At 70.1% G+C, this 12040-nt stretch carries 11 protein-coding genes and 1 pseudogene; 5 read left to right on the forward strand and 7 right to left on the reverse strand.

Going from position 1 to position 12040, the window contains the following annotated elements:
- Nucleotides 1–50: 50 nt before the first annotated feature.
- The 5 genes from ACFO27_RS02115 to cysS are packed head-to-tail and all read right to left on the reverse strand — an operon-like array spanning nt 51 to nt 5570.
- Nucleotides 51–1319, reverse strand: a complete 1269-nt coding sequence (locus tag ACFO27_RS02115; RefSeq protein WP_323024528.1) for an aspartate kinase — start codon at nt 1317–1319, stop codon at nt 51–53.
- A gap of 41 nt (nt 1320–1360) precedes the next feature.
- The gene (gene tilS, locus ACFO27_RS02120; RefSeq protein WP_376815792.1) at nt 1361–2497 is read right to left on the reverse strand and encodes a tRNA lysidine(34) synthetase TilS; all 1137 of its coding nucleotides are present in this window, start codon (nt 2495–2497) and stop codon (nt 1361–1363) included.
- The gene (locus tag ACFO27_RS02125) at nt 2472–3434 is read right to left on the reverse strand and encodes an acetyl-CoA carboxylase carboxyltransferase subunit alpha (protein WP_323024519.1); all 963 of its coding nucleotides are present in this window, start codon (nt 3432–3434) and stop codon (nt 2472–2474) included. The genes tilS and ACFO27_RS02125 overlap by 26 nt, the downstream gene beginning before the upstream one ends.
- 37 nt (nt 3435–3471) lie before the next feature.
- Nucleotides 3472–4125 carry a DNA-3-methyladenine glycosylase family protein gene (locus tag ACFO27_RS02130; RefSeq protein WP_376815793.1) on the reverse strand — a complete coding sequence of 218 codons (654 nt, stop codon included), beginning with the start codon at nt 4123–4125 and terminating at the stop codon, nt 3472–3474.
- 2 nt (nt 4126–4127) lie between these two features.
- A complete protein-coding gene (cysS, locus tag ACFO27_RS02135) occupies nt 4128–5570 on the reverse strand; it encodes a cysteine--tRNA ligase (RefSeq protein WP_376815794.1) in 1443 nt (480 codons plus the stop codon).
- A 158-nt stretch (nt 5571–5728) separates the two neighbouring features.
- Between cysS and ACFO27_RS02140 the strand changes: the two genes are divergently transcribed.
- The 3 genes from ACFO27_RS02140 to ACFO27_RS02150 all read left to right on the forward strand — a co-directional run bounded on the left by ACFO27_RS02140 (nt 5729) and on the right by ACFO27_RS02150 (nt 7857).
- Entirely contained in the window at nt 5729–6433 is a 705-nt protein-coding gene (locus tag ACFO27_RS02140) for a tetratricopeptide repeat protein (RefSeq protein ID WP_376815795.1), read from the forward strand.
- A gap of 157 nt (nt 6434–6590) precedes the next feature.
- The gene (locus ACFO27_RS02145; RefSeq protein WP_376816384.1) at nt 6591–7100 is read left to right on the forward strand and encodes a peptidylprolyl isomerase; all 510 of its coding nucleotides are present in this window, start codon (nt 6591–6593) and stop codon (nt 7098–7100) included.
- A complete protein-coding gene (locus tag ACFO27_RS02150) occupies nt 7093–7857 on the forward strand; it encodes a UDP-2,3-diacylglucosamine diphosphatase (RefSeq protein ID WP_376815796.1) in 765 nt (254 codons plus the stop codon). The genes ACFO27_RS02145 and ACFO27_RS02150 overlap by 8 nt, the downstream gene beginning before the upstream one ends.
- Nucleotides 7858–7930: 73 nt before the next feature.
- Here ACFO27_RS02150 and ACFO27_RS02155 read toward each other — a convergent pair whose 3' ends face one another.
- Together ACFO27_RS02155 and ACFO27_RS02160 are read right to left on the reverse strand one after the other, a co-directional pair.
- On the reverse strand, nt 7931–9508 hold the full coding sequence (locus tag ACFO27_RS02155; protein WP_376815797.1) for a TerC family protein: 1578 nt from the start codon (nt 9506–9508) through the stop codon (nt 7931–7933).
- Between the two features lie 12 nt (nt 9509–9520).
- Entirely contained in the window at nt 9521–10303 is a 783-nt protein-coding gene (locus ACFO27_RS02160; protein ID WP_376815798.1) for an inositol monophosphatase family protein, read from the reverse strand.
- A 39-nt stretch (nt 10304–10342) separates the two neighbouring features.
- Here ACFO27_RS02160 and ACFO27_RS02165 point away from each other — a divergent pair, with 39 nt between their 5' ends.
- Together ACFO27_RS02165 and cysE are read left to right on the forward strand one after the other, a co-directional pair.
- Complete coding sequence (locus ACFO27_RS02165; RefSeq protein ID WP_376815799.1) at nt 10343–11224, forward strand: RNA methyltransferase; 882 nt, start codon at nt 10343–10345, stop codon at nt 11222–11224.
- A pseudogene (gene cysE / locus ACFO27_RS02170) lies at nt 11217–11747 on the forward strand (serine O-acetyltransferase); the annotation flags it as partial. The gene ACFO27_RS02165 and the pseudogene cysE, both read left to right, overlap by 8 nt.
- Between the last annotated feature and the right edge of the window lie 293 nt (nt 11748–12040).

Raw genomic sequence — 12040 nt, forward strand, 5'->3', positions numbered from 1 at the left:
ACAGGACACGGCGGAAGCCGGCAAGGCGCCACCGCGCCCGGGGCGCCCGGTCAGGCCTCGGCCTGGACGGATTCCTGGTCCAGTTCGAAGGCCTTGTGCAGGGCGCGCACGGCCAGTTCCATGTACTTGTCGTTGATCAGCACGGAGGTCTTGATTTCCGAGGTGCTGATCATCTGGATGTTGATGCCCTCTTCGGCCAGGGTGCGGAACATCAGGCTGGCGACGCCGACGTGGCTGCGCATGCCGATGCCGACGATGGAGACCTTGGCGACCTTGTCGTCGGAGACGATCTCGCCGGCGCCCACGGCCGGGCCGATCTGGTTCTTCAGCAGGTCCAGGGTGCGGGCGAAGTCGTTGCGGTTGACCGTGAAGGAAAAGTCGGTCATGCCCTGCTGGGAGATGTTCTGCAGGATCATGTCCACGTCGATGTTGGCGGCGGCGACGGGTCCCAGGATCGAATAGGCCACGCCCGGGGTGTCGGGGACGTTGCGCAGGGTGACTTTGGCTTCGTCGCGGCTGAAGGCGATGCCGGAGACAACGGCGGTTTCCATTTTCTGGTCTTCCTCGAAAGTGATGAGCGTGCCCGAGTGCATTTCCTCTTCGACCGGGATCATGGGATCGGTCAGCGAGGACAGGACCCGCAGCGGCACCTGGTATTTGCCGGCGAATTCGACGGAACGGATCTGCAGGACCTTGGAGCCGAGCGAGGCCATTTCCAGCATTTCCTCGAAGGAAATGACGTTCATGCGGCGGGCTTCGGGGACGACGCGCGGGTCGGTGGTGTAGACGCCGTCCACGTCGGTGAAGATGAGGCATTCGTCGGCGCCCATGGCGGCGGCGACCGCCACGGCCGAGGTGTCCGAGCCGCCCCGCCCCAGCGTGGTGATGTGGCCTTCGTCGTCGATGCCCTGGAAGCCGGTGATGATGACCACGCGGCCCGATTCCAGGTCGGCCCGGACCCGGGTGTCGTCGATGGAGCGGATGCGGGCCTTGGTGTAGGCGCTGTCGGTGCGCACCGGGACCTGCCAGCCGGCGTAGCTGCGGGCGGCCACACCCTGGCGCATCAGGGCGATGGCGAGCAGCGCGCTGCTGGCCTGTTCGCCGGTGGCGGCCAGCATGTCGAGTTCGCGCGGGTCGGGCTGGGGGGAGATTTCCTTGGCCAGGCCCAGCAGGCGGTTGGTTTCGCCCGACATGGCCGAGGGCACGACGACGACCTGGTGGCCGGCGGCGTGCCATTTGGCGACCCGCCGCGCGACGTTCTGAATGCGTTCGACGGAACCCATCGAGGTGCCGCCGTATTTCTGGACGATTAGCATGATGCCCTGACGAAGGTTGAAGCCCGGTGAACCAGCAAAACGGATTATTCTACCTGGGTTTTCGGAACGCAGAGGACGCGGCCGCGCCGCACCATGATCCAGACGTCCTCGTGGCGCAGCCGCACGGCGCGGTCGTGCCCCAGGGCGTGGACTTCGCGCAGCTGGCGCAGCCAGGCCCGCAGGCGGGCCTCGGTGGGCATCCGCAGGCCCAGGCCGCGCAGCCAGCAGCGCAATGCGGGGGCCTGGCGCGGGGCCGGCAGCGCGCGCCAGGCGGCGAGCGAGAATTCCCGCCCGTCGGGCGAGGGATCCAGTCCCAGCCAGTCGGCGCGGGCGGCCTCGTCCACCCAATCCGACAGTTCCCGCGCCTGGGCGGCATGGCGGGCCAGGGTCCGGCGCCAGGCGGGCCAGCGCGCGTCCAGCGCCGGGGCCAGCCCGGCGCGCAGGGCGGCCCGGGCATAGCGGTCGTCGGCGTTGCTGGGATCGCTGACTGGCCGCCAGCCGCTCAGCGCCTCGAAACGCCGGGCGCAATCCAGGATCGCGGCGCGGGGCTGGTCCAGCCAGGGCCGGATCCAGACCAGGCCGTCGCGCTCCGTCACGGGACGCATGGCCGCGAGGCCCAGCGGCCCGGTCCCGCGCAGCAGGCGCAGCAGCACGGTCTCGGCCTGATCGTCCTGGTGATGGGCCAGCAGCAGGTGTCCGACACCGGCATGGGCGGCCAGCTCGACCAGGGCGGCGTAGCGGGCATCCCGGGCGGCGGCTTCCATGCCCCGCCCGTCGACGTCCACGGCCACCCGGCGGCTGTGGCAGTCCGCCTGCAGCAGCCCCGCCAGCCGATGCGCCCGGACCAGCCAGTCGTCGGCGCCGGCCTGCAGGCCGTGATGAATGTGGAAACAGTGCAGGCGCCGGCCGCGGCGCCGGGCCGCGTGGGCGGCATGCAGGGCCAGCATGGCGGAATCGGCCCCGGCGCTCAGCGCCACGCCGGCGGGCGAGCCGGCCGGCAGCGCCGCCAGGGCGGCGTCGACCGCCCGCAGCAGCGCCAGATCGAGCGCCGTCCGCCAGGGGTCGGAGTCATCGTCGGACGCGGCGGCGGGCCGCTTCGGAGGGCGCGGGGCGGGCTCGTCCGGCGGCCGCGTCCCGCTGGCGCGCGTCGCGGGGCTAGCGGGCTTCCTGGAAGCGCCCATAGGCGGAGACGCGTTCGAGGCGGCGGCGCAGCAGCTCGTCCACGTCCATGCTGGAGAGCTCGCGCAAGGCGTCGGCTAGGGCGCGCTGGAGCTGGCGGGCCATGGTGGCCGGATCGCGGTGGGCGCCGCCCACGGGCTCGTTGACCACGCGGTCGATCAGGCCCAGGTCCTTCAGGCGCGGCGCGGTGATGGCCAGGGCCTCGGCCGCGACGGAGGCCTTGTCGGCGCTGCGCCACAGGATGGAGGCGCAGCCCTCGGGCGAGATGACGGCATAGGTGGCGTACTGCAGCATCATGACCGTGTCGCCCACGGCGATCGCCAGCGCGCCGCCCGAGCCGCCTTCGCCGATGATGGTGACGATGATGGGCACTTTCAGGCCGGCCATGGCGTACAGGTTGTGGCCGATGGCTTCGGACTGGCCGCGCTCTTCCGCCCCGACGCCGGGATAGGCGCCCGGGGTGTCGACGAAGGTGAACACCGGCAGGCGGAATTTCTCGGCCAGCTTCATCAGGCGCAGGGCCTTGCGGTAGCCTTCCGGCAGCGGCATGCCGAAGTTGCGCAGGGCGCGTTCCTTGGTGTCGCGGCCCTTCTGGTGGCCGATGACCATGCAGGGCGTGCCGTTGAAGCGCGCCAGCCCGCCCACGATGGACTGGTCGTCGGCGTACATGCGGTCGCCGTGCAGTTCGTGGAAATCCGTGAACAGCGCCTGGACGTAGTCCATGGTGTAGGGCCGCTGGGGATGGCGGGCCACCAGCGCGGTCTGCCAGGGCGTGAGCTTGGCGTAGATGCTCTTGGCCAGGGACTGGCTCTTCTGCTGCAGGCGGTTGACCTCTTCGGAGATGTCGACGGCGGAATCGGTCTGCACGTAGCGCAGTTCCTCGATCTTTTGGTCGAGCTCGGCCAGAGGCTGTTCGAATTCAAGAAATGTGTTTCGCATGGGAGCAGGGGTCCTAGGACGGAATTTCGGGATTCGATCAGTACTCGACGGCGGCGGCATCCATGCTGCGCCACAGATACCAGCTGGCGACCGTGCGCCACGGCGCCCAGGCCTGGGAGACTTCGCGGGCCTCGAAGCGCGAGACCGGCTCGCCGCTGAAGTAGTGATGGGAGATGGCCTTGAGCAGCGCCGTGTCGTCCAGCGGCAGGACGTCCGGCCGCCCGAGGAAGAAGATCAGGAACATTTCCGCCGTCCAGCGGCCCACGCCGCGGATGTCGCACAGCAGCGCCATCACGGCCGCGTCGTCGCGGGATTCCCACCAGGCCGGATCCAGGCGGTCGGGCTGGGCGAAGAATTCCGCCGCGTCGCGCAGGTACTGCGCCTTGCGCAGGGACAGGCCGAGCTCGCGCAGTTCGGCCTCGGAGAACCGGGCGATGCAGCCGGGCCGCATGTCGTTGCCGCAGGCCTGGACCAGCCGGGCCCAGAGCTTGCGCCCCAGGACCAGGGAGATCTGCTGGCCGACGATGATGCGGATCAGGGTCTGGAAGGGGCTCTGGCGCGCCTGGATGGACTCGTGGCCGTAGACCGGGATCAGCTTGCGCAGGATGCGGTCGCGCTGCATCAGGTGTTCGCAGGCCTGCGTCCAGTAGACGGGCCGCAGCGCGGCGGGGCTGTGATGCTGCATGTCCATGGTCACACCCGCCGCCATTGGGTGGCGCCGCCGGCCGCGTCGGCCAGCTCGACGCCCTGCTCGCGCAATTGGGCGCGGATGGCGTCGGCCCGGGCGAAATCGCGCGCGGCCTTGGCCCGGGTCCGCTCGGCGACCAGGGCCTCGATGGCGTCGGAGGACAGCGTGTCCGCCCGCGCGCCGCCCGCCAGGAAACGGGTGGGGGATTTCAGGTAGGCCCCGGGATCGGTCTGCAGCAGGCCCAGGATGCCGCCCAGGGCGCGCATCAGGCCGCTGGCCCGGGCGCTGGATTCGCGGTTGGCCCGGCCCGCCAGGTCGAACAGCACGGCCACGGCGCCGGCCGTGTTGAAGTCGTCGTCCATGGCGGCGCGGAAGGCCTGCGCGGCCGGATCGTCCCAGTCGACGGCGACGTCCGCGGGCGGCACGCTGGCCAGCGTCTGGTAGAGCCGGTCCAGGGCGTTCTGGGCGTCCATCAGGTTGTCGGGCGCGTAGTTCTGGGCGCTGCGGTAGTGGCTGCGCACCAGGAAGAAGCGCAGCATCTCGGCTTCGCGCGGGTTGACGGCGTAGTCCGCGCGGTCGTCGGCCGCGTCCAGCGCGACCGTGTCGCGGATGCGCCGGAAATTGCCCAGGGACTTGGACATCTTCTCGGCGTCCACCATCATCGGGCCGCAGTGCATCCAGGTCGTGGCCAGGGTGCCGCCGAAAGCGCCCTCGCTCTGGGCGATCTCGTTTTCGTGATGGGGGAATTTCAGGTCCGGGCCACCGCCGTGGATGTCCAGCGGCATGCCCAGCAGCGCGTGGCTCATGGCCGAGCATTCGATGTGCCAGCCCGGGCGTCCCGGCCCGTAGGGGGAATCCCAGCGGGTGTCGGCGGGTTCGTCGGGCTTGGCGGATTTCCACAGCACGAAGTCCAGCGGATCCTGCTTGCCGGCCGACACGGCGACGCGCTCGCCCGCGCGCAGGTCGTCGAGCGACTTGCCCGACAGCTTGCCGTAGCCGGGGAACTTGCGCACCGGGAAGTTGACGTCGCCGTCCGCGCCCTGGTAGGCCAGGCCCCTGGATTCGAGCGTGCGGATGATGTCGAGCATGCCGGCCACGTGTTCCGTGGCGCGCGGCTCGTCGTCGGGCGGCTGGACCCCCAGGGCGCGCTCGTCGGCGCGCATGGCGTCGATGAAGAATTCCGTGAGCGCGCGGATCGTCACGCCGCGCTCGACGGCGCGGCGGATGATCTTGTCGTCGATGTCGGTGATGTTGCGCACGTAGCGCACCCGGTAGCCCGAGGCCCGCAGCCAGCGCTGCACCACGTCGAAGCCGACCAGCATCCGCGCATGGCCCAGGTGGCAGAAGTCGTAGACCGTCATGCCGCAGACGTACATGCGCACCACCCCGGGCTCCGCCGTGCGCAGCGGAATTTTCTGGCGTGTCAGGGTGTCGTGGATATGGAGCATGTCGGACCGGATGAGACGAGCAAACCCGCCGCTCCGGACCATGCGGGCAGCGCGCGGGGATGTAAAATGGACTGACAAGTATACCGTCCCTAGGGAACCTCTGAACACGTCGGTTCCTTAGACCAATCCCAGAACCCCACCCATAGGCGCCCCGAGACGTGACCCGCCCCTTCCTTCCTGTTTTGGCCCTGTGCGCCTGCCTGGCGGCGGGTCCGGCCCTCGCGGCATCGCCGGGCGCCGGCGCCGACGCGGGCCCTTCAAGCCTGAACTACAACCCCGAGACCGGGGCGTTCACCGAGGTCCCGCCGCCGGAACGCGGCTGGCAGGCCTTCGCCGACCTGCTGAAAAAGGCCACGCCGTCGGTGGACACGGCCATTCCGCTGACACCCGCCCAGATCGCCGACCACGTGGCCGCGCTGATCGACGCGGGCCGCGCCGAGGAAGCCCTGGACATCATCGCCAAGCGCCAGGCCGCGCGCGACGAGTCTGTCACGCCGGGCACCGACGTCCAGCTGCGCTACCAGCAGGGCCGCGCCCTGGCGGCGCTGGGCCGGCACGACGAGGCCATGACCGTCTGGCGCCAGATGACCACCGACTACCCCGAGCTGCCCGAGCCCTGGAACGCCCTGGCGATCGAATACGCCCGCCGGGGTCAGCTCCAGCTGGCCCGCGACGCGCTGGACATGGCGCTGGTGTCCGACCCGTCCTTCGCCCCGGCGCTGGAAAACCTGGGACACGTGCAGATGCGCCTGGCCCGGGAATCCTTCGACCGCGCCCGGGCGGCGGGCGCGTCCCCCGCGCCGGCCGCCGCGCCCGCCGGCCAGCCCGCGCACGACAAAACCGCCGCCCCTAAGGCACAATAAGCCTTTTGCCCTGGACGCATCCATGTCCCATTCGCCATTCCTTTCCCGCGTCCTGTCCTGGACGCGGGCCTGCAGCCTGGGCTGCGCCCTGGTCCTGGCGGGCGGCGGCGCCGCCGCCGCGCAGGCCGATTCCAACCCCTCTACCCAAAGCACAGCCATGAGCACTCATCCGCACGTCAGAATGCACACCAACAAGGGCGATCTGCTGATCGAACTGGACGCCGAAAAAGCCCCCAAGACAGTCGAGAACTTCCTCTCCTACGTGAAGGAAGGCTTCTACGACGGCACGATCTTCCACCGTGTCATCAACAACTTCATGATCCAGGGCGGCGGCTTCGAGCCCGGCATGAAGCAGAAGCAGACCCACGCCCCCGTCGAGAACGAGGCCAACAACGGCCTGAAGAACGACCGCTACACGCTCGCCATGGCGCGCACCGCCGACCCGCATTCGGCCACGGCCCAGTTCTTCATCAACGTGGCCGACAACGATTTCCTGAACTTCACCGCGCCCACCTCCAACGGCTGGGGCTACGCCGTGTTCGGCCGCGTCATCGAAGGCACCGAGGTCGTCGATGAGATCAAGAAGGTCAAGACCGGCAGCAAGGGCTTCCACCAGGACGTGCCCGCCGAGGACGTCGTCATCGAAAGCGCCACGCTGGTTGAATAGACTGGCATTGCGAGGCACCGTCTGGGTCGCCTCGGACATCCACCTGGGCGAGGCCGTCCCGGAGACGGCCCGCGCCTTCTACGACTTCCTGGATCGGGCCCGGCGCCAGGCCGACGCCCTGATCCTGTGCGGCGACCTCTTCGACGCCTGGATCGGCGACGACCACGCCCTGCGCGAACCGCCGGCCTGGCTGGCCGCCGCCCTGCGCGAACTGGGCGCCACCGCCGGCGCCATCCCCCTGTGGCTGGCGCGCGGCAACCGCGATTTCCTGATGGGCCGCGCCCTGGCCGACGCGCTGGGCGCCCGGCTGCTGGACGCGCCCGCCGTGCTGGACACCGACGCCGGCCTGGTTCTGCTGGCCCACGGCGACGAATTCTGCACCGACGACCTCGCCTACCAGCGCTTCCGCCGCATCGTCCGCACGCCCTGGATCCAGCACGTCTTCCTGGCCCTGCCGCTGGGCGTGCGGCGGGCGATCGCGGCGCGCGCGCGCGCCCGCAGCCGGCAGGCCCGCCGGAGCAAGTCGATGGCGATCATGGACGTGAATCCGGCCGCGGTCGCCCAGGCCCTGCGCGCCGCCGGATGCGACACCCTGATCCACGGCCACACGCACCGGCCCGCGGTCCACACGCTGGACCTGGACGGCCGCGCGGCGCGGCGCTACGTGCTGCCCGACTGGGAATTCGACCACGATGCGCCCCCCCGGGGCGGCTGGATCGAGATCGACGCGGCCGGAATCCGGCTGGAACGGCTGTAGGAAAACGCCGGCCGCGGGCGTTCCGGCCCGGTGGCAGACGCGGCGCCGGCCCCGAGGGGCGGACCGCGCCCCGTCAGTCTTCCCGCGTCTCGGCCTCGGGGTCGAACGGATCGAGGCTGTCGATCTGGACGGCGGCGATGCGCCGGCCTTCCAGGGCGGCGACGGTGAAGCGGAAACCGCCGTAGCCGCGCGCGAGTTCGCAGTAGTCGCCGACGGCGGGCAGGCGCCCGAAACGGCTCAGCAGATAGCCTGCGATGGTGGAGTATTCCTCGTGCTCGTCCACCAGGCCGTCGGTGTGCAGGATCTGCTCCAGGTGATGCAGGTCGGCGGCGCCATCGACGCGCCAGCGGCCGTTGCCCTGGTCGATGATGTCGGGCGCCTCGTCCTCGTCGGGGAATTCGCCGGCGATGGCCTCGAAGATGTCGATCGGCGTCACCACGCCGACGATGGAGCCGAACTCGTCGGCCACCAGGACCAGCAGCCCGTGCGAACGCTTGAGCGTTTCCATGAGCTGCAGGATGGGGATGGTTTCGTGCACGATGATGGGCTCGCGCAGCCGGGTTTCGCGGATGCCGCCATGTTCGAGCAGGTCCAGCAGCAGGTCCTTGGCGCGGCCCACGCCCACGACCTCGTCCAGGGTGCCGCGGCACACCGGAAAGAAGCTGTGCGGCTCGCGGATCAGCTGGGCGCGCAGGTCTTCCGCCGGCGCGTCCAGGTTGATCCAGGACACGTCGGTGCGCGGCGTCATCACGGAGTGCACGTTGCGGTCGCTGAGCGTCAGCACGCCGCTGACCATGTTGCGCTCCTCGTCGCCGAAGGCTTCCACCGGCGCCGGCGCGTCCTGGGCGTCATCGGGTTCGGGGCCGTCCATGGGCTTGCGGCCCAGCATCAGCAGCACGGCCTCGGCGGTGCGTTCGCGCAGGGGCCGGCGCATCTCGGCCCGGCGCACGTTGCGCCGCGCCCACTGGTTCAGGGTCTCGATCAGCACCGAGAACACGATGGCGGCGTACAGGTACCCCTTGGGAACGTGGAAGCTGAAGCCGTCGGCCACCAGCGAGAAACCGATCGTCAGCAGGAAGCCCAGGCACAGGATCACCACGGTCTGGTGGGCGTTGACGAAGGCGGTCAGCGGCTTGGACGCCACCAGCATGATCGCCATGGCGATCACCACCGCCGCCATCATGATCGCCAGGTGATCGACCATGCCCACGGCCGTGATCACCGAGTCGACGGAGAACACCGCGTCCAGGATGACGATCTGGGTGACGATCACCCAGAATCCGGCGTGCAGGCGCGACCCGGAGGCGTGCTGGGTGCGGCCCTCGATGCGGTCGTGCAGTTCGAAGGTGCCCTTGAACAGCAGGAAGAAGCCGCCCACGATCAGGATCAGGTCGCGGCCCGAGAACGACAGGTCGCCCAGATGCACCAGCGGCTCGGTGAGCTTCACCAGCCAGGACATCAGCGTCAGCAGGAACAGGCGCATGATGAGCGCCAGGCTCAGGCCCAGGACGCGTGCCCGGTCGCGCTGCTTGGGCGGCAGCTTGTCGACCAGGATGGCGATGAAGACCAGATTGTCGATGCCCAGGACGATTTCCAGGACAATCAGGGTGAACAGGCCCACCCAGGCTGCCGGATCCAGCAACCATTCCATAGTCGTATCCCGTCAGGCGCGCAGATGGGCCATCATCTGGGCGAATATCTTGGGCGGCGCGGCCAACACGTTGCCCGTTTCCATCCAGCCCTGTTCACCCTGGAAATCGGCCATCAGGCCGCCGGCTTCCAGGACCAGCAGGCTGCCGGCCGCCATGTCCCAGGGCTTGAGCCCGACGCCGCAGAAGCCGTCCAGCCGGCCGCTGGACACCCAGGCCAGGTCCAGGACCGTGGAGCCCGTGCGCCGCGCCGCCGCGCTTTCGGCCAGCAGGGGCACGAAGGGCGAGGTCGCCGGCAGCGCCGTGGACTGGGGAATGTGCGAGGCCAGCAGGGCGTCGTGGTAGCGCACGCAGGTGGACACCCGCACCCGGCGGTCGTTCAGGAAGGCGCCGCTGCCCCGGCTGGCGGTGAACATCTCGTTGCGCGTGGGGTCGTAGACCACGGCGTGCGCGGCCTGGCCGCGATGCATCAGCGCGATGGACACGGCATAGTGGGCGAAGCCGTGGATGAAGTTGGTGGTGCCGTCCAGCGGATCGATCACCCACTGGAATTCCGCACCGGCCTGATCGCCCGTCGCCTGGTGGCGGCCGGATTCCTCGGCCAGGATGCCGTGGTCGGGATAGGCTGTGCGTAAAATGTCGATGATGGATTCCTCGGCGGCCCGATCGATTTCCGTGACGTAGTCCTTCGGCCCCTTGCGCGCCACGTTCAGGCGTTCCAGGTCGAGGCTGGCGCGGTTGATGATGGCGCCGGCACGGCGTGCCGCCTTGATGGCGGTGTTGAGCATCGGGTGCATAGGTTTCCAAAGATCACGGGTGACAGACCCCTATTTTAAATGACTCCGCCAGTTTCCTCCGACACGCCCCACAACACCCCGGATATTTTCAACCGGGTGCGCTTCGTCATGGTCAGCCCCAGCCATCCCGGCAACGTCGGTTCGGCCGCCCGGGCGATCAAGACCATGGGCTTCCACGACCTGCGCCTGGTGGCCCCCGCCGACCCGGACGTCCTGCGCCATCCCGACGCCCTCGCCCTGGCGAGCGGGGCCGGCGACATCCTGGAGCGGGCCCGCATGCACGCCGGCCTGGCCGACGCGCTGGGGTCCGCGACCCTGGCCTTCGCCCTGACGGCGCGGGCGCGGGCCATCGGCCCCCCGCCCTGCGACATCCGCGAAGCCGCCCTGCAGTCGGCCGCCGAACTGGCCCGGCCGGACGCGCGCATCGCCATCGTCCTGGGCACGGAGCGCACCGGCCTGTCCAACGAGGACATCACCCTGTGCCAGCGCGTCTGCCACATCCCCGCCAATCCGGCGTACAGTTCGCTGAACGTGTCCCAGGCGCTGCAGCTGGCCGCCTGGGAGATGCGCTACGCCCTGCTGCCCCTGGCCGGCACGGCGCGCCTGCCCGACACCCATGCCCGGCACGACCCGGGCGCCGACCCGGCCAGCAGCGAACGCGTCCAGGCCATGCTGGACCACTTCGAACGGGCCCTGGTGGCCGTGGGGTTCCTGGACCCCCGGCATCCGAAGAAACTCGTGCCGCGCATGCGGCAGATGTGGACCCGGAACCGGTTGAGCGCCGACGAGGTGGACATGGTGCGCGGCCTGTGCACCGCCATGATCCGCAGCGCCGAACACGCCGCGCCCGACGGCGCGCGGGTCCGGCACGATCTTTCCGATGAATACGAACAGGCCCCGAGCCCCGACCGACATGTTTGACCAGCTTCGCGAAGACATCGCCTGCATCCACGAACGCGATCCGGCGGCCCGCAGCCGCATCGAGATCCTGACCTGTTATCCCGGGCTGCACGCCATCCTGGTCCACCGCCTGGCGCACGGTCTGTGGCGGCGCGGCTGGTACTGGGCAGGCCGCTTCGTGTCCCACCTGGGGCGCCTGCTGACCGGCATCGAAATCCACCCCGGCGCGCGCATCGGCCGGAGGGTCTTCATCGACCACGGCTTCGGCGTGGTGATCGGCGAGACCGCCGAGATCGGCGACGACTGCACCATCTACCAGGGCGTCACCCTGGGCGGCACCCGGCTGTACAAGGGCGAGAAGCGCCACCCCACGCTGGAGGAAGGCGTGGTCGTGGGCGCGGGCGCCCAGATCCTGGGCGGCTTCACCGTGGGCGCCCATGCCCGGATCGGCTCCAACGCGGTGGTGATCAAACCCGTGCCCGCCGGGGCGACCGCCGTGGGCAATCCGGCGCGGGTGATCCTGCCGGAAGACCACGAGGCGACCGCCGCGGCTTCCGGCGATGCGCCGGGTTCGTCCGTATCGTCGGCCTCGCCGGCCGCGGCCCAGGCCGGGGCGGGCGTTTCCGGGTCGGGCGTTTCCGGGTCGGGCGTTTCCGGGTCGGCCGCCGCGCGCGCCGCCATGTCGCCCTGCCAGGAGGAAACCCCGCCCTCGCAATCCGAATGGGCCGCCCGGCCCCTGCAGGAACTGCTGCAGCGCGGCCGGCCCGACCCCGCGCCCGCCGACGGCGCGGTCCCGCAGGAGGACTTCGCCCCCTACGGCGTCGGCCGCGCGGACGA

This window comes from Castellaniella denitrificans (genome assembly GCF_042653765.1).
GTDB classification, from domain to species: Bacteria; Pseudomonadota; Gammaproteobacteria; order Burkholderiales; family Burkholderiaceae_B; genus Castellaniella; species Castellaniella denitrificans.

Bases quoted from the DNA above. Each gene is read 5' to 3' on its own strand.
- tilS (WP_376815792.1), bottom strand. From the start codon at position 2,497: ATGGGCGCTTCCAGGAAGCCCGCTAGCCCCGCGACGCGCGCCAGCGGG.
- ACFO27_RS02125 (WP_323024519.1), bottom strand. From the start codon at position 3,434: ATGCGAAACACATTTCTTGAATTCGAACAGCCTCTGGCCGAGCTCGAC.
- ACFO27_RS02130 (WP_376815793.1), bottom strand. From the start codon at position 4,125: ATGGACATGCAGCATCACAGCCCCGCCGCGCTGCGGCCCGTCTACTGG.
- cysS (WP_376815794.1), bottom strand. From the start codon at position 5,570: ATGCTCCATATCCACGACACCCTGACACGCCAGAAAATTCCGCTGCGC.
- ACFO27_RS02145 (WP_376816384.1), top strand. From the start codon at position 6,591: ATGAGCACTCATCCGCACGTCAGAATGCACACCAACAAGGGCGATCTG.
- ACFO27_RS02155 (WP_376815797.1), bottom strand. From the start codon at position 9,508: ATGGAATGGTTGCTGGATCCGGCAGCCTGGGTGGGCCTGTTCACCCTG.
- ACFO27_RS02160 (WP_376815798.1), bottom strand. From the start codon at position 10,303: ATGCACCCGATGCTCAACACCGCCATCAAGGCGGCACGCCGTGCCGGC.
- ACFO27_RS02165 (WP_376815799.1), top strand. From the start codon at position 10,343: ATGACTCCGCCAGTTTCCTCCGACACGCCCCACAACACCCCGGATATT.